The sequence below is a fragment of the Paenibacillus sp. Soil724D2 genome, from assembly GCF_001427935.1.
In the GTDB taxonomy this organism is placed as follows: domain Bacteria; phylum Bacillota; class Bacilli; order Paenibacillales; family NBRC-103111; genus Paenibacillus_E.
Genome location: NZ_LMRY01000014.1, coordinates 74,952 through 92,738, shown reverse-complemented (window position 1 = coordinate 92,738; position 17,787 = coordinate 74,952). Strand labels below are relative to the sequence as shown.

Sequence of the window (17,787 nt, the reverse complement as noted above, 5' to 3'; positions counted from 1 at the left end):
AGGACATCCATTGAAAAAAACATTCTTGGCAGTATCCATTCTTATACTAATGGTTACAGCTTGTTCCAATCCGGATCAAGGTCATGTAGCGACATCAATCCAACCACAAACTCAAATAGCAACACCCGCTGCTTCGCCAACCCCTACCATATTACCTTCACCAAGTCCGTTGACCACGGCTTCAAGTCCGGCGAAAGCGCCTAACCCGGCAATTTTCGAAGGCGGTAAACCCGACCATGTTGTTATAGTGGTAGAAGAGAATCATTCCTATGAGAAATTGATTGGCAATGCTTCAGCCCCTTATATCAATGCTTTGGCTGGGCAAGGAGCGTTCTTCACACATTCATATGCCGTGGCACATCCCAGTCAGCCTAATTATTTCGTCTTATTCTCAGGCTCCGATCAAGGTGTTAAAAATGATTCTTGCGGTCATGAATTTAAGACGGCTAATTTGGCTAGCGAACTGGTGAAGGCAGGCTATTCGTTTGCAGGCTACTCGGAGGATTTACCTGCGATAGGTTCAACCGTTTGTACGAATCATCAATATGGCCGCAAACACAGTCCATGGGTGAGTTTCTCCAATGTTGCCAAAGAGAGCAATCAACCTTTTAACCAATTTCCAAAAGACTTTAGCAAACTGCCAACGGTATCTTTCGTCATCCCTAATCTGGATAATGACATGCATGACGGGACAATCCTTGCCGCAGATGATTGGCTTAAAAAACACATAGGTCCCTATGTAACCTGGGCTCAAAGCCATAACAGCTTGCTCGTTCTTACGTGGGACGAAGATGATAATTCCAAAGACAATCATATCCCAACAATCTTTGTAGGACCAATGGTCAAAGCAGCTAAATATGATCAGCATATTACGCATTTGAATGTATTACGTACGTTAGAAGAGATGTATAAATTGCCTTATTTGGGCAGTACAAATGAAGTTCCTGCTATTCGAGGTATTTGGAAGTAAAGATAAAAACACAAATAACTCACCATATTCTTATCATTCCCGGAAAAAGCGTAGATCATGAAGAGAATAAAGTCATTTAATGAATAAAAAAACTCCTTCAGATGGATATCTGGAAGGAGTTTTTTGTGAATATCCGGCTTAGTTAATCACGCGGCGAGCCGTTTTGTAATTTCTGCTCCACCAACCGGAATTCATATCTGAAATCGTTACGCCAGGATTGCCGTACGTATGAAGAATCTTACCATTACCCATATAGATACCTACGTGATGAATAGGTGAATAGAAGAAGACAAGGTCTCCAGGTTGCAGCTGATTCCTAGGCACAAATGTACCTACCTGTGATTGCTGTTTGGAGGAACGAGGCAAATTGATCCCATTCTTGCCATATACATATTGCGTAAAAGACGAGCAGTCAAAAGAACTTGCACTGCTTTTCTGCGATCCGAACTTGTACCTCACGCCAAGATATTGCTTGCCGGTTGAGATAACACGATTTGCTTTTCCCGGCATCGATGTTGAAGCTGCTGTTATAGAAGCTGCACTTGCAGCATGTGCGGATTGAGGGGCTGCTATTAGATTAGCTGATGCAAATAAGGACACACTAAGTGTAATTCCTAATAGCGATTTACTTAGGCGGTTCTTTTTCATGTTGTTCATGATTGGATGTCCTCCTTCAGGATCGTGTTTTAGGCTTCCACCTGGGATAACCTTAACACATCCAGAATGACCTATAGATTACCAACAATAGGGGAACACTAGGTCAAATCAGGCTTAAACGAGGTTTATTAGAAAACCATGAGAATCCAATGAGGCCAAAAACCTTGACAAGAAAAAAACAAAGGTCTGTTCCACTTCTGAGAACGGCAGATGGTTCGCTAACGCCGATTAACCTCATAAAGCAAATAAACCTCCAGTCCCATTTCAAGTGGGATTGGAGGTTTTTACTAAGCATAGGAAATGATTACTTACGTTTTTTGGGTAAGAATCGGCCGTTTACTCTCGAATAACGGAGTACTTTGAAGAACATTTTTTTATCTTTTAATTGGTTAAATATAAAGGGGTCAGGTGCTGTGTTTACTTCTATGACCCATGGTTTTAACTTTTTATCAATACCGATATCAACACCAATTTCTTTAAATCTCGGATAAACCTTCTGGTAATGCGTTGCGATTTGATATCCTAGATGTCGCAAGCTTTTGATATAATAATCTTTTTTCGGATTCTTTAAGTAAGTAGCAAGTAATAATTCTAATGGAAGCGGTTTGCCGCTATTATGAAAGTTCGTTACTATTTTTTGTGGATGAGCAACTCGACCAATATAACCAGTAGTTTCCCAAGTTTTCTTAGGGCTTTTTTGTACCATTATACGTATGTCGAATATTCTCTTTTGATGGGTTAAGAGATGAATGCCTTGCTGAATCAAATAGGATCTAGCTAACTTGGCTTTGTTTAGGGCACCGAATAAACCTAAAAAAGTTCGAAAGGATTTAGCTCTTTTGCCGGACTGAAATCGATAAGTCTCATTTTTCTCTACACGAATAACACCATGCCCAGAAGAGCCATTGAGTGGTTTGACATAAACCATTTTATGTTTATTTAGCATTTCAAGCAGGTTCTTTTGACTATAGATTCTTGTTTCCGGAACAAATTTGCGAAGTTCTTTGTTTAATAAAAGAACTTTCGTCTTGACCCATTTGCTGCTTACTGTTCTAGCTCGGTTCATGGACATAACAGCACCTCTACGTGGAATTTTTCGTATAAATCTTTTCTAATTTGCTTGCTGTGGCTCGCCAACTGAATTTTCTCGTTACATCTAGTCGGGCTTGCTTGGCCAGTCTTCTGGCCTTAGAAGGGTCTTTGGCTAGTTTAATAATTTCTTTGGCAAAAGCCTTCGGGCTTCGATAATTCGCCACTAAAAGTCCGTTATGCTTATGTCGAATAATTTCAGGAATCCCGCCATTTCTGGAGGCGATCGCTGGAATGCCGGATGCCATCGCTTCCACATTCACTAAACCAAACGCTTCATGACCTTGAGACGGGCAAACGAAACAATCCCCGGACTGATAGAAACGAGGCATTTGACTGCGTGAAACATAACCCTTGAACGTTACTGGGATTCGGAGTGAGGAAGCTAGATGCTTCAAGTATTTCTTGTAGCTTGGCTTTCCGGTTCCGCCAGCAATTTTAAGCCTTACTGAAGGGATGGATTTCATAACGATCTTTGTAGCTTTCATTAGTACGGGGATTCCTTTTTTCGGAATCAACCTACCTGCAAATAGAATGACAAATGGACGGCGACCGTCATTTGAATGTTCTTTCTTTTTACGAGGACGGAATTGAGTGAGATCAACGCCTAGATGAACGTAACGAACCTTATGGCTGATTTTTGGAAAGGTTCGTTTCAGGTGATTTTGCAGCGAAAGGCTGTTGCCAATAATGCGATTAGCCCCGCTGAGATCCCTTGCAGCTTGCTTTTTGGATGTCATTGGCGGGGATATAAATGTCTTTGAATGCAAAAAAACAGAGATTGGCGTATGTGGGAATACTTTTCGCACCGAACGCACAAATCTAGGGCGATTATCGATTTGAATCCTATCATAATGATGGCCTTTGACAGTCTTAAGTACATTAGATAAATAAGCTTGTTTATTGGCACCTGGGACTCGAAGAATCGTAATATGACCTAATCTACTTGTCTTTGGGTAGTTAGAGCGCAGCCGACTTATTATGGTAACTTTATGCTTGGAGGATATTTTTTTGGCGATTTGGTATATACAATGCTCCACAGAGCCTCCGACGGGAGGAGGGACGGGGATTTGTTCAGGAGCAATAATCAGAATATGCATAATAAGAACTTTCACCTCTTGGCTTCATTTGATGTTTCCAGTTATCATATTCAAAGGAAGTAAAGGGACTTGGAGTAAAGTCTACTTGCTAAAAATAAAATTTTTCGATCATTACCATATTGCAGCCATTTATAAAGTGGGATACACTGAGGCGACAGATTCTGATCTACTTAGAAAGTTCAATTAAGGAGCGATACTCTCTTGAAGACATTAATTATTGCGGAAAAACCCGATATGGGACGTAATATAGCCGCCGCAATAGAACCCAAAGCCAAAAATCTCAGGTCCCATCTAGAGGGTGAGCAGTACATCATCACCTGGGCGATCGGACACTTAATTGAGTTGGCTGAACCTGATCAATATGATGATAAATATAAAAAATGGAATATTAATCACCTGCCGATTATTCCTAATGAATTTAAGTTGATTCCAAACCCGCGGACTTACGATCAGCTTAAAGTGATTGCTGAGCTTGCGAAGAAATGCGACATGCTTGTCAATGCTTGCGATGCGGGGAGGGAAGGGCAGCATATCTTCTCGCTTATCCAGCGGCATCTTGGTCTGAAACAGCCTGTTAAGCGTCTCTGGATTTCCGATTTAACCTCGGAAACGATTCGAAATGGCTTCGCTACATTAAAGGACGGCGCTGAATACGAGAATTTAACGCGCGCCGCGCGCTCTCGCAGTGAAGCTGATTGGCTAATCGGCATGAATGGTTCTCGTGCATTCACAACTAAGCATAACGTATTGCTCTCTGTTGGCCGCGTTCAAACGCCCGTTCTAGCACTTATTTATGATCGACAGAAGCAGATTGAAGCCTTCTCTTCGCTCAAGTTTTATGAGCTGGAAGGGCATTTTACACAAGGCGAGACGACGTATAGAGGCATGTGGCAGGGAGAGCGCTTGACGGATGGACCGAAGGTCGAGGCGCTTGCTGCCAAGGTCAAAGGGAAACCGGCACGGATTATCTCCTATGAAGTGAAAGAGACGAAGGAATATCCGTTTAAATTGTATGACTTGACGCTGCTGCAGCGTGAGGCGAATGGGAAATACGCCTTCTCAGCGAAAAAGACGTTGGATACGGCTCAGGCACTCTATGAGAAGCATAAGGTCATTTCCTATCCAAGAACCAATTCCAACTATGTGACTGAGCAAAATATTCCGGAAATGCACAAGTCCTTATCTGCATTACAAGGAACGGCTTACCATGAGCTTGTGCAAGGGGCAAATCGTAATCTGGTGCATAAAAATAACAAGTTTATTTGCAATCCGAGCAAAGTTGAAGATCACCATGCGATCCTTCCGACGAATCGCAAAGCATCAGGACTGAGTCCAGATGAACAGAAATTGTACGATTTGATTGTAAGACGTTTCTTATCCCAGTTTTACCCTCCAGCTGAGTATAAGGTTCACACGGTTATGACTGAAGTAGAACAAGAAATGTTTAAAACAACGGTCAAAGAACTGCTCCAATTAGGCTGGAAGGTCATCTACGCCGATCAGAAAAAAGAAAAGGCGAAGAGCACGAAGGGCAAGGAGAAGGAAGAGGAAGAAGACGAAGAGGTTGAAGTAAATGAGCCTTTCTCCATCGATTCACAGGGAAATGTCCTTTGCCATGACGCGATCGTAAAGGAAAAAGATACGCAGCCGCCAAAGCATTTTAACGAAGGAACGCTGCTCAAAGCTATGGAAAGCGCCGGCAAGCAGATTGAGGATGAGGAGCTCCGCGATGCGATGAAAGATTCGGGACTCGGCACTCCGGCAACTCGTGCAGCGACTATCGAGCGTCTCAAGAAGGTTGGCTACATTGACATGCAGGGCAAGAAAATCGTCCTGACCCAGAAGGGGCGAACGGTTGTTGAATTAATTCGCGGCGCGGGCATTGAACTGCTGACTTCACCTGAAATGACAGGGCAATGGGAGCGAAGACTGAATGAAATCTCCCGTGGTACGGCTTCGGACGAGCAGTTTATGCATAACGTCAAAAGATTCGCAACCCTTATCGTTGATAAGGTTCGCGTGCAAGCTAGGGCTTCCAAAACAGCTTTCGAAGGAGAAACGCCTCCTGCTAGTGCACCCAAACGCGGGTCTGTACGATCGAGTGCGGCTTCAGCTTCAGGCGGCACCAAAACAGCATCCGCCCCTAAGAAAGCGGCTCCTGCTAAACAAACAGATGGAGCTAGTACGTTCCTTGCGACATGTCCAAGACCAGGGTGCGGAGGCTCTCTTTTCATGGGACGTAAAGGTTACGGCTGTTCGCACTATAAGGAAGGCTGCAAATTCGTCATCTGGAAAGAAAGCTTTGGCCGGAATCTAACGGACGCCCAAGTTCAGGCGCTCGTAAATAAAGGAAAAACGACGAAGCTGAAGCTCGTACTTGCAGATGGTACATCGGCGGATGGACGAATCGTGCTGAAAAACATGGATACGGGAGAGCTCGGTACGGAAACGGAGTGATAGGAGGGATGAATGGTGAGACATTTAACGAACGACTGGGCTTCTTTGTTGGGGTCAGAGTTGGAAGAGCCCTATTTCCATGAGTTGCAAAAATTTCTTAATGATGAGTATTCGACACAAACCATTTTTCCAGGACAAAATGAGATTTATAGTGCACTTCATTTAACATCTTATACGAATACCAAAGTAGTTATTTTGGGACAAGATCCCTATCACGGTAGAGGCCAAGCCCATGGCCTTAGTTTTTCCGTTAAACCGGGTATACCGACACCGCCATCTTTGCAAAATATGTATAAAGAATTACAGTCTGACCTTGGCTGCTATATCCCCGATAACGGCTACTTGAAGACTTGGGCAGAACAAGGCGTACTGCTGTTGAACACTGTCCTAACAGTGAGAGCTGATACGCCGAATTCGCATAAGGGAAAAGGGTGGGAACGTTTTACAGACAAAGTCATAACGACACTTAGTGATCGGGAGAATCCGGTCATTTTTGTACTGTGGGGAAGTCATGCACAGGCTAAGCAGCGTCTAATTGATACTTCGAAGCATGTAATCATAAAATCAGTTCACCCAAGTCCGCTTTCTTCGTATCGCGGATTTTTTGGCAGTAAGCCTTTTTCGCAAGTGAATGCGCATCTTAGGGACTTTGGAAATTCGGAAATTGATTGGCAAATACCAAATTTATTTGTGAAGGAGCGGGAATAATGAGCGACAATAAAGAATTTATTTATGTCTTACGATTAAAACCTGCTTTTCTAGATCGCAGTGTTTGGACAGATAGAGAAGAAAAAATTGTTGAAGAGCACTTTCAATACCTTTTACAGTTGAAAGAGGAGGGGGAGCTCATTTTAGCAGGAAGAACACAAACTTTTGATGAAAAAACATTTGGCATTGTTATCCTGAGGGTGGATAATGAGTTAGAAGCTACACTGATCATGGAACAAGACCCTGCTGTTTCTAATCAACTTATGACCAGTGAATTGTTTCCATACAGTATTGCAGTTATGTAATTAGACTGCCAGTTTTTCTGGCGAAAACTCAAAGGAGTGAATCCAATGAAATTTCAAGAATTTAAGTACGAAAGACCCGACTTTAACGCTTTTGAAATTAAATTTAAGGAGCTTTTAGAGGCATTTAAACGAGCATCTTCGTTTGGCGATCAGGACCAAGCGATGGAAGCGATCGTTAGCCTGCGAAGTGAGTTGGAGTCAATGGAGTCTATTGCGCGGATTCGTCACAGTGTGGATACAAATGATGAATTTTACAAAGCGGAGCAAGAGTATTTCGACGAAATTGAGCCTTTATATCAAGGGCTAATTACCGAATTTTATAATGCTCTCATTGAGTCCTCCTATCGATCAGAGTTAGAAGGCAAATGGGGGAAGCAATTGTTCACGATTGCCTCCTTATCACTGAAAACGTTTTCGCCGGAAATTGTTGAAGATCTCGTTCAGGAAAACAAACTGGCCAGTGAATATTCGAAGCTGCTTGCATCTGCGAAGCTCATTTATGAAGGGGAAGAACGAAATTTATCCCAACTCGTGCCTTTTCAATTATCAACAGACCGAAAAGTCCGTAAAGAAGCGAATGATGTGAAATATAGCTTTTTTATAGAGAATGAAGCGAAATTGGATGAATTGTATGACCAATTAGTGAAGATTCGCACTCTCATAGCTAAGAAGCTCGGATACAACAATTTTGTTGAACTCGCATATGCTCGTTTGAACCGCTCTGATTATAATGCCACAGATGTGGATGTATTTAGGAATCAAGTTCTTGAACACATTGTACCGGTGGCAACCAAACTAAAGGAGCGGCAGAAGGCTAGAATCGGCGTAGACTCGCTGCACTATTACGATGACAAGTTTGGTTTCGCCTCCGGGAATGCAACACCTAAAGGCGATGCAGATTGGATTGTGGAACAAGCTCGTAAGATGTATGCAGAGCTATCCCTAGAAACGGATGAGTTCTTTACCTTTATGATCGATAACGGTTTGATGGATTTAGTGGCTAAGAAGGGAAAACGCGTAGGTGGTTATTGCTCTTATATTAGTACATACAAAGCACCGTACATTTTCTCTAATTTTAACGGAACTTCAGGTGACATTGATGTCTTAACGCACGAAGTAGGACATGCTTTCCAGGGCTATAGCAGCCGAGAGTTTCAAGTGCCTGAATATATATTTCCAACCTTGGAAGCCTGTGAAATACACTCGATGAGCATGGAGTTTCTCGCTTGGCCTTGGATGTCGTTGTTCTTCGAGGAAGAGACAGATAAGTATAAATTCAAGCATCTTAGTGAGTCGCTCTTATTCATTCCATACGGTGTTGCGGTAGATGAATTTCAGCATCGGATCTATGAGCAGCCGGAACTTACACCCGCTGAACGTAAGTTAGTTTGGCGCGAGGTTGAGCGCAAATATTTGCCGCATCGTGTTTACGAGGATAATGACTATTTGGAAAGAGGGGGCTTTTGGCAGCAGCAAGCCCACATTTACAAAAGCCCGTTTTACTACATTGATTACACCCTTGCGCAAGTGTGTGCGTTTCAATTCTGGAAACGAGCTAATGAAAATCCAGAACTAGCTTGGGAGGATTACTTAAGACTTTGTCAGCAAGGCGGAAGTTTGAATTTCACCGAGCTTGTGCAAGTCGCTAAGCTAATTTCACCTTTCAAGGATGGCTGTGTGGCTTCGGTAATTGGTCATATCGACTCATGGCTTGATCAGGTTGATGATGCTAAGCTTTAAATCATAGGCTTCACATGAGTGATTTGCAGTCCGCTGTCACAGTCTTTACCTGTTTCATAGGAGAGATTGCTGAGAACTTCTTTAAAGGCTTGGTAATCAGCCGAAGAACCTCGTTGTATGGCTTGTATGGCTGCTTGGAGGACGATTTGTCCATCTTCCATCGCGATATCCCATAAGTCCCAGACGCTGTATGTGTACGTTTCTTCTAAAGATGTAGGACAATTCCAAACCGTCTTGGCTTCGTTTAAATAATCAAGCGGAGCCGGATGTCTGGTATAGACAAAAGGCGATATTTGACCGAAGGTAAATAAACGTTTGATTCCTTTCGGATCGTGGAATAAGCGTTGAGCTCGAATCATGTCCATGTAAGCATCGTTCCAATCCTTGTCAGTAATCTGTGATGCATGATCAGGATAGTGGATGGCGGCAGCGTGGGCAAGCGCAGGTACAATACCAAGGGGCAGAGCTTCTCCAACATATATTTCTTTCCATACAGGCGTATTCCATGTCTGAAGTCCAAGCTTGCGACGAACAATGAGTGTGTCCATAATAATCTCAAATCGTTGGTGATCCCATTTCTTGAAGCCTGATTTGTAAAAAACATAGGGATGCATGTTGCGGTCGAGAATATGGTGTGTAAGGAATCCAAGTGCATAAACAACAGCGGGATTATACAAGCCCCGGCCTTGCATATGGGAAAGTAGATCCATCAAGAACGGACCGCATGCTCTCGCATGCATGAGACTTCCCAATTGATTGAGTTTCTTGTCTTTTTTCCAAGGTAAGAAGTTATGATAGAACAAGAAATCGGGTCCTTGGCAGCCAAGGGAGAAAACATGTCGCATCTGCTGATCATTCAGCATATTGGCGTGCCCCAATTGGTTCATTAATTCTTGACCGAAAATCAGATGTGTCCAGATGTTAGGCAATTGTGCCCCTCCTAATTTGTGATGTTCAAACATACATAGAAGAACCATTTTATTTTATCATAACGAGGAATTTCAGGGGCACATTTCATGAACTATTTGATCAACTAAGAGCTATTACGGGAGGAATCATCTTTAAATCGTCGAATTCAAACATTTGGTGATGGAAACCATCCATGTATGTTTAAGATGGGGGATAAATGAATGGATATGCTTTCGAGAACGGAACCGTCATTTGCCACGGTATTCGAATTCACAACGATGGGCATGGCGATTATTTCGCTCAATGGACAATGGATGAAGATGAATAACAGCTTGAGCGCGATAACTGGATATTCGGAAGAAGAATTAGTAAATACGGATATAACTACGATCTTTTTGCCCGAAGAGAACGACAAACTGCCTGGACACTTAGAGCGATTGTTGTCTGGGGATTTACGCTATTTTCAGATCGAACAACGATTGAAGTCAAAAGAGGGAGCAATCAAAAGGGTGGAATGCGGAATTTCGCTAATTAGAAACTCTGACAATGAACCTCTTTATTATATGGCTCAGATGAAAGATCTCTCGATAAAGTCCGAGATGGAACTTAAACTTGCTGAGAGTGAGCAGCGGTATAATTCATTAATTGAGCATAATCCTGCGGGGATCATAACAAGTGATTTGAACGGTGTGATCATAAGTGTGAATCCTGCTATGGAACGGATTCTGGGTTACTCGAAGACGGATATGGTTGGACGGTCCATCCATCAATTCTGGGAACAAGAGAAACAAGAGGATCCATCTGAATACCCGACCGATAGTGTGCTCTTGCAGACGGATAATTATATGCTTCGGGTTACGCATAAGAGTGGCGGCATGATAGAATTAGGCTTAAAAAATGTGCCGATTATTGTGAATGGGATAACGGAAGGCGTTTATATTATCGCTAGAGATATCACCCAGCATAATAAAGACCGTGAGTCCTTGAGAGTTGCGCAGCAGGATCTGCATGACACTGTTCGCAGACAGCAAGGAATGACCATGAAATTCAGACAAATGCAAGGGAAATTCATTCATACCTTATGTGACGGTGAACTTCTGTATAGGCTCGGCTATAAGCCATCGCATATCCTTGGCAACGGCTTATACGAGATATGGCCTTTCTATATGGCTGTCAATATCGATAAGTATTATCGCAGGGCATGGAGCGGGGAAGAAAATGTCATGTATGAAGCCACATTCCGGGGGATTACCTATTTGACATCGTTACGTCCCATTTTTGAAAATGGCCGCGTGATTGAAGTGATCGGCTCTTGTGTGGACATTACGGAACGTAAACAGATGGAAACAGAGCTTAGAGAAACGAAGGAGCTGCTGGAATCTTTTATTAATAATACAACAGATGCCATCTGCGTACTTGATCAACGGTTTAAGGTTATTTCTGTCAATTCCGCCTATGAGAAAGTATTTGGTTGGAATCAGGATGAGCTTCTAAACCAACTATTACCCATATATCCAGATTTCTTGGAAGAGCATCGTATAGAAATTCATGACATATTGAAAGCGGGTAATCAAATTTCTGGGTTAGAGACGGTTCGAGTTCGTAAAGATGGACAGCTCATTCACGTAAGTGTGACCAAAACGCCGATCAAGAATGAGAAGGGCGAGATTATCGGGTTTGCTGGTATTACGCGAGATATTACTGAACGGAAACGAACTGAGGAATTGTTGCGTAAATCAGATAAACTCTCCGTCGCTGGCCAATTAGCTGCCGGACTTGCTCATGAAATCAGGAATCCGCTCACGTCACTCCGAGGCTTCCTACAGCTGCTGCAGAACGATATGAAGGGAAAACAGCACTATTTTGACATTATGCTGTCCGAACTGGATCGGATTAATTTCATTGTTAGTGAATTCCTCGTCATTGCGAAACCGGAAGCTATTCAATACAAAAAAAGTGATTTGATAAATATATTACAAACCGTGATTGCGCTGCTTGATACGCAGGCTAATCTATGTAATGTGCAGCTTTTGCTCGAGTTTGAGTCTGATATTCCGGAGTTCATTTGTTCTGAGATGCATCTTAAGCAATTGTTTATTAATTTGGTGAAAAATGCGATTGAAGCGATAACGAAGGATGGACAAATTAAGATTACCGTTTCCATGCAGGGCAGCGGGATGATTCGAGTAAGGACTCAGGATAATGGATGCGGCATCCCAGAGGAGCGAGTCAAGCAATTAGGTGAACCTTTCTATACAACGAAGGAAAAGGGCACAGGACTCGGTCTGATGATGTGTTTCAAAATCGTTGAAGCTCACAAAGGCACAATGTCAATTCAGAGCCAAATTGGAGTAGGAACCATTATTGATGTGTTTTTGCCGACGCAGACGATAGGTAAGGACATGAGTGAATTTGAATAGCATGAATGTAAAAACCGCCAGGCCTGTCAAGTAACAGGAACGGGCGGTTTTATTCATTTCTAGAAACGGATACTAAATTCATTCGTCTCTCTTGAATACCATTTTGTCATTGAGGAGTCCTGTTCAGGATGAATTTGTACTTCATCAGGTGTATATTTTACGATAAAACCCGAATTTACCTGATAATAAACGCCTAATGAATCTAACGACCAAACATAAACAGGTGTTTTTGTAAGAGCGGCAATGAAAATTTCTGTATCTGTTTCCAGTAGTTTGGTTCCGTAAATCATCTTCACACCTCTGTCTTATTATTTTGAAAAAGCAGCGCTTATTAGTAGTGACAGCATGAGCTTACAAACAATCACAAACTGTTCCTTTTTTTTTGTGGTGTTTCGGTTTTATACCAAGTACAATCAAAGTTGTGCAATTTTGAATACGATTGACAGGGAGAAGCAGCATGAAATTCGCAGTTCAATATATATCATTTTTTGTGATCCAAGGGGAAGGTGCCGACTCGGCATCCGCTAAAAGTTATCGCCATTATCAGACTTTGGACGAGAATGATTATGAAGACAGTGCGTTACAACAATTCTTAGACGGAGAGTTCGCCCGAATTGCTAAACGCAAAGTTGAGCGAAACCCGAGAGCTGAGCAGGTGCCTACGAAGATAGGACGTTTCATTACCGAGCCAGGCTTCGAATTAGAAAGTAATCCGAACTATAATCTATTCGCGCGTTTGCGCTATGCAGAGAATAAACAGGACTTCCTTAATGTCGCTGACGAACTCTTAAACGCTTATCTGAACACAAGTGCGGTCAGGGGCGGAGCTTTTCTTGTCGCAAGTGCGAAGCTCAATCAATATTTTGATGATCCTTTTGTATTTATCCTTAAGTGCGATTTTGAGCCGAAAATTGCACGGATTACCGACGAAAAGAGCTTATTGAATCAAGTGGAAATGGCGATTAATGCAAAAAACATGAAATCGATCCAATATCCGTTTATGCCTGAGGAAGGCATGTTAGAACCAGCGGAGCTGAAAATTCACCAGGCTTCACATGCTCGTTACTTTGAGGATTTCCTAAAATATGTAGAATATGAGCAGTCCATGCCAGAAATTTTGCATCATCAAGTACTAGGGCTCGTTCAGCAGCAGCTGGAGAGAGACTATGAGCATAAACCGGAGGAACGCGAGCAGGAAGAAAAGGATTTGGAAATTTGGGCAGCCAGTGAAAAGCGCGAGCTTCAGGAGAAGTGGACACCGACTCAGGTCATGGATGCCGCTAATTATTTGGCCCAGCAGAAGCCGGATCTGGAAATGCGCATCAAGCTAGATCATATCAGTGTGAAGGCGCAGCTTGCCGATTATGGACGCAAAGTTCACATTGCCAGACAAGGTGAACGGTACGTCATCCTGATTGAAGGCGATTATTTACACTTCGAAAAAGGCGTATCACCGGTTGAATTACTTAGACCAGATGATCTTCATGCTGTCATTGAGCGGATTACAAGAGAAGAAGAAAACGATAGATAAAGTTGAAAAAATAGGGTTCCCACCACTATGAATTCCTTGTATAATAGGGAAGCTTTGCAAGAATTGACTGACGGTAAATTACGAATGGGCAGAAGGAGAAAGGGGTCAATGGCTGTGATCGTGGTTGGGGGAATGATCGGTCTAGGTAAAACATCGGTATCTACTTTACTTGGGCAAGAATTAAATTCTAATGTTTATTATGAAAGTGTCGATGATAATCCGATACTACCGCTATTTTACACGGCATCACCGGAAGAAATTGAGTTGAAGCGATATCCGTTTTTACTTCAATTGCACTTCTTGAATACAAGATTTAAAGCAATTAAACAAGCGTTAGTACATAATCGAAATGTACTGGATAGAAGTATTTATGAGGATTGGTACTTTGCCAAAGTGAATCGGGAGTTAGGCCGTATTTCACAGCTGGAATTTGATGTTTATGAGGGGCTTGCTGACAATATGATGTCTGAGCTTGCCGAGCTTCCTAAGAAAGCGCCAGACCTTATGGTATATCTAAAAGCTTCATTCGAAACGGTTATGTACCGCATCGGACTGCGGGGACGCAGCTTCGAGCAGGATCAATCTTTGGTTGATTATTATCGGCAGCTTTGGTCAGGTTATGATGACTGGGTGATGAATCATTATCATGCCTCTGAAGTGTTGATTGTAGATATGGATCGTGTTGATGTTGTGAATCGTTCCGAAGATGCGATTGAATTAGTTGAGCAGGTACGTGCCAAGCTTTCCGAATTGGTCATCGTTTAAAATATCGAAGGGCCCCCTCATTCCGAGGGGGTCTTTCGAATTATGTAGGAGTTTAATGGTTATAAAGTCCTGTGAAATTACATATACTATCGAAATATGACGGTATTTATCTCTATTTGTTGTATCTAGAGTAAAATTATTGTATGATACGTTATGTATCAAGTGAAAATGTGAATTCTTGAATGGAAGAGTAGGTGATGAGTTTGTTATTTATCGTATGTTACAGAGGAAAGCCTATGTGCCCGCCACTTTCTAAATTGGCAGCAAATGAGAAAATGATGAAGTTAAGCCGATTTTTCTCGAATCTTGAGATCGTTGAGGTTAAACAACAATTAGTTGCAACATAACAGAATATAAACTTCATACCCTCATAATAACGCACCTCCTTAACCCTTGGTTTTAGGAGGTTTTTGTCTTGAATGGAATATGTTACAGTAGATGGAAATGGTTCGTTTGGTTATGGAGGGCAACATGAAGAATATCTTACCTTCTACTAGGAAAGCAATTATCATTGGAGCTGGGATTGGTGGATTAACGACAGCGCTTTTCTTAGAAAAGCAAGGTTGGGAAGTTGTCATCTACGAGAAAAAGAAAGAGCTATCCGAGTTCGGTGCTGGAATTGTGTTAGCTGCGAATGCGATGCATGTATTATCGGAGCTTGGCTTGGATGAACAGGTGCGGGGGGCCGGCGCTAAAGTTGGCTTGGCTGAAATTCGCTCATGGGATGGTAAACCGATCACTTCAGTTCCCGTCTCGAAGCAAGCCGCTCAATATGGAACTTATAGCTACCTTATTCATCGCGCGAAGCTTCAAATGATTTTATTTCAACAACTAGATGAGCGAACAATCGTTTATATGAATAAAAAGCTGATAACCTTTGAACAGGATCTGCATCAGGTAGTTGTCCATTTTGATGATGGAACAGAAGATAGCGGACATATCTTAATCGGTGCAGATGGTATTCATTCACGAGTTGCTCAACTATTATTTGGTTTAGAACAACTGCGATATTCAGGTTTTAGAGCTTTCCGAGGCATTACTACATTCTTGGATAAGCGTTATATGCCTGAGATCGGTGGAGGATTTGAGGCATGGGGGAGAGGACGACGGTTCGGTTTTTCTCAGATTGGCGAGGGGCAAGTTTTTTGGTTCGCGGCAATCAATGCAGCTTCAGGGACAGGTGTAGATCGTAAGAAGGACTACGTTCTTATGCAATTTGAGGGCTGGCATAATCCGATTGAGCAGGCTATCCAGTCTACTGATGAGGGGGCAATTTTAACGCATGACATTCATGATCGTAAACCACTTGAAAGATGGAGCCGAGGGAGAGTAACACTGGTTGGTGATGCAGCTCATCCTATGCTGCCTAATCTCGGGCAAGGAGGCGCTCAGGCGATGGAGGATGCTCTTGTTGTAGCTAGATGTCTAGAAGGAATTTCAATGCTTTCTTTAAATAGCGTTACATCCGCACTTCATTCTTATGAGAGCAATCGAAAACCACGAGCCAATCAAGTTGTGCATCAATCTAGACGAATGGCGCGCATCGTGCAAATGAGCAATCCAGCCGCTATTATGCTGCGAAATCAGGTGCTTAGACTCCTTCCTGATAATGTCCAAATGAAGCGGTTGGATTGGCTTCTGGGTTATCGCGTGTAGATAAACTAAATATTTGGAGGTAGTCCATGAATATACTAATTCTAGGCGGTACGAAATTCCTAGGAAGAGCGCTTACAGAAGCCGCATTAGCTAGGGGGCATGAAGTAACTTTATTTCACCGGGGACAGCATGACGCTAATGCCTTTCCACAGGTCCGGCATATCCATGGTGATCGGTACGTTGATTTACACTTGCTTCAAGAGCACGAATGGGATGCGGTAATCGATACGAGCGGATATCAGCCAGAGGTTGTAGATGCCGCTGCAAAGCTGTTGAAGGATCGAGTGAAGCACTTTACCTTCATTTCTACTGTTTCCGTCTATGACGATCTTCGGAAGGAAAATTTGAATGAGTCGGCACCAGTGGCTGAATTGGAATCGGTAGAAACAATTGATCCAGGGCGGCGTTACGGTGCGCTAAAAGCCCTCTGTGAGCAAGCGGTGAACCAATCATTTCCTGACCGGTCACTAGTTATACGTCCAGGTCTCATTGTTGGACCTTATGATGCATCGGATAGATTCACCTATTGGCCATCTCGTTTTCATCGGGGTGGAGACGTGTTAGTTCCTCTGCCGAAAGAACGGAAGCTCCAATTTATTGATGTAAGAGATTTATCGGCTTGGATTATTCGGTTAGTTGAACAAGGTATAACGGGCACACTCCATGCAAGCGGCAACGATTATACAATGGAAGATGTAGTTGAGGCATGTAAAAGTGTATGTGCATCTGAAACATCTTGTTCATGGGTATCGGAAACGTTCTTAGTGGCACATGAAGTCGGGGAGTGGATGGAGCTTCCACTTTGGATAAAGAGCGATAGTTTAGTTGGGATGTTTGCTTTGGACAATGCCAAAGCCTTCGAATCGGGACTAACAACTAGGCCGTTAAGTGAGACTGTCCAAGACACTTTGGTTTGGGATTTAGGACGATCATCTGAGATAGTTCGCCTTGCAGGTATGGACCCTTCCCGCGAACAAGAATTACTCAGACTCTGGCGTGATTTTAGCAACTGATGGGATATTTGACTCCGGAAAATAATTTTTCGAAAAGTATGAAATTCAATAGAATAGATGGAAAACACCGAATATAATGGAATAGTATACTTTGAGAAAAAGAAAGAGGTGCTGTCTATGTATGATTCTTCGGATATTCAAAGTAATAAGGGAATGGCCATCATTGCATACATCTTGTTTTTTATCCCGCTCATCGCTGCAAAGGACTCCAAGTTTGCATGGTATCATGCTAACCAAGGTCTTACGTTATTACTAGCCGCTGTCATCGTAAATGTTGTTTTGGGTATCATTCCTTTCATTGGTTGGATTCTATTGCCTTTAGCGAATTTAGCTGTGTTTGTTTTAGCCATTCTAGGTATAGTCGCTGCGGCCCAAGGCCAAGTAAAACCCCTTCCGTTTATCGGAGGTTACACGTTATTGAAGTAGCAGGACATACATATGAGAAGCAGGTTGCCAATTGTGGCAGC

The 17,787-nt window shown here is 42.7% G+C and carries 16 protein-coding genes; 11 read left to right on the top strand and 5 right to left on the bottom strand.

The window, feature by feature from the left end; all coding sequences use genetic code 11:
- Positions 1-10 precede the first annotated feature (10 nt).
- Positions 11-970, top strand: coding sequence for an alkaline phosphatase family protein (locus ASG85_RS15815; RefSeq protein WP_162257266.1), 960 nt, complete (start codon positions 11-13; stop codon positions 968-970).
- 138 nt (positions 971-1,108) lie between these two features.
- Here the strand turns inward: ASG85_RS15815 and ASG85_RS15810 are convergent, their stop codons facing one another.
- The 3 genes from ASG85_RS15810 to ASG85_RS15800 form a co-directional block, all read right to left on the bottom strand.
- Entirely contained in the window at positions 1,109-1,627 is a 519-nt protein-coding gene (locus ASG85_RS15810) for a C40 family peptidase (protein ID WP_156396611.1), read from the bottom strand.
- 304 nt (positions 1,628-1,931) lie between these two features.
- Positions 1,932-2,699 carry a YheC/YheD family protein gene (locus ASG85_RS15805; RefSeq protein WP_235550141.1) on the bottom strand — a complete coding sequence of 256 codons (768 nt, stop codon included), beginning with the start codon at positions 2,697-2,699 and terminating at the stop codon, positions 1,932-1,934.
- 10 nt (positions 2,700-2,709) lie between these two features.
- On the bottom strand, positions 2,710-3,816 hold the full coding sequence (locus ASG85_RS15800; protein WP_060646804.1) for a glycosyltransferase family 4 protein: 1,107 nt from the start codon (positions 3,814-3,816) through the stop codon (positions 2,710-2,712).
- Between the two features lie 201 nt (positions 3,817-4,017).
- Between ASG85_RS15800 and ASG85_RS15795 the strand changes: the two genes are divergently transcribed.
- The 4 genes from ASG85_RS15795 to ASG85_RS15780 are packed head-to-tail and all read left to right on the top strand — an operon-like array spanning position 4,018 to position 9,026.
- Positions 4,018-6,273 carry a type IA DNA topoisomerase gene (locus ASG85_RS15795; RefSeq protein ID WP_060646802.1) on the top strand — a complete coding sequence of 752 codons (2,256 nt, stop codon included), beginning with the start codon at positions 4,018-4,020 and terminating at the stop codon, positions 6,271-6,273.
- 12 nt (positions 6,274-6,285) lie between these two features.
- The gene (locus ASG85_RS15790; protein ID WP_060646800.1) at positions 6,286-6,981 is read left to right on the top strand and encodes a uracil-DNA glycosylase; all 696 of its coding nucleotides are present in this window, start codon (positions 6,286-6,288) and stop codon (positions 6,979-6,981) included.
- Positions 6,981-7,286, top strand: coding sequence for a YciI family protein (locus tag ASG85_RS15785; protein ID WP_057302677.1), 306 nt, complete (start codon positions 6,981-6,983; stop codon positions 7,284-7,286). The genes ASG85_RS15790 and ASG85_RS15785 overlap by 1 nt, the downstream gene beginning before the upstream one ends.
- A 45-nt stretch (positions 7,287-7,331) precedes the next feature.
- On the top strand, positions 7,332-9,026 hold the full coding sequence (locus tag ASG85_RS15780) for a M3 family oligoendopeptidase (protein WP_060646798.1): 1,695 nt from the start codon (positions 7,332-7,334) through the stop codon (positions 9,024-9,026).
- Here the strand turns inward: ASG85_RS15780 and ASG85_RS15775 are convergent.
- A complete protein-coding gene (locus tag ASG85_RS15775; protein ID WP_060646796.1) occupies positions 9,023-9,955 on the bottom strand; it encodes a zinc dependent phospholipase C family protein in 933 nt (310 codons plus the stop codon). The two genes, ASG85_RS15780 and ASG85_RS15775, sit on opposite strands and share 4 nt — an antisense overlap.
- Positions 9,956-10,156: 201 nt before the next feature.
- Between ASG85_RS15775 and ASG85_RS15770 the strand changes: the two genes are divergently transcribed.
- Positions 10,157-12,355 carry a PAS domain S-box protein gene (locus ASG85_RS15770; RefSeq protein ID WP_060646794.1) on the top strand — a complete coding sequence of 733 codons (2,199 nt, stop codon included), beginning with the start codon at positions 10,157-10,159 and terminating at the stop codon, positions 12,353-12,355.
- A gap of 59 nt (positions 12,356-12,414) precedes the next feature.
- Here the strand turns inward: ASG85_RS15770 and ASG85_RS15765 are convergent, their stop codons facing one another.
- Entirely contained in the window at positions 12,415-12,645 is a 231-nt protein-coding gene (locus ASG85_RS15765; RefSeq protein WP_057302681.1) for a hypothetical protein, read from the bottom strand.
- Between the two features lie 167 nt (positions 12,646-12,812).
- Here ASG85_RS15765 and ASG85_RS15760 point away from each other — a divergent pair, with 167 nt between their 5' ends.
- The 5 genes from ASG85_RS15760 to ASG85_RS15740 all read left to right on the top strand — a co-directional run bounded on the left by ASG85_RS15760 (position 12,813) and on the right by ASG85_RS15740 (position 17,746).
- Positions 12,813-13,886 carry a DUF3900 domain-containing protein gene (locus tag ASG85_RS15760; protein WP_060646792.1) on the top strand — a complete coding sequence of 358 codons (1,074 nt, stop codon included), beginning with the start codon at positions 12,813-12,815 and terminating at the stop codon, positions 13,884-13,886.
- 108 nt (positions 13,887-13,994) lie between these two features.
- Positions 13,995-14,651 (top strand): deoxynucleoside kinase, encoded by a 657-nt coding sequence (locus ASG85_RS15755; RefSeq protein ID WP_057302683.1) that lies wholly within the window; start codon positions 13,995-13,997, stop codon positions 14,649-14,651.
- Positions 14,652-15,122: 471 nt separating this feature from the next.
- A complete protein-coding gene (locus ASG85_RS15750) occupies positions 15,123-16,307 on the top strand; it encodes an FAD-dependent oxidoreductase (protein ID WP_200961683.1) in 1,185 nt (394 codons plus the stop codon).
- Between the two features lie 26 nt (positions 16,308-16,333).
- Positions 16,334-17,320, top strand: a complete 987-nt coding sequence (locus ASG85_RS15745) for an NAD-dependent epimerase/dehydratase family protein (protein WP_060646791.1) — start codon at positions 16,334-16,336, stop codon at positions 17,318-17,320.
- 117 nt (positions 17,321-17,437) lie between these two features.
- Entirely contained in the window at positions 17,438-17,746 is a 309-nt protein-coding gene (locus tag ASG85_RS15740) for a DUF4870 domain-containing protein (protein ID WP_047677714.1), read from the top strand.
- Positions 17,747-17,787: the final 41 nt, after the last annotated feature.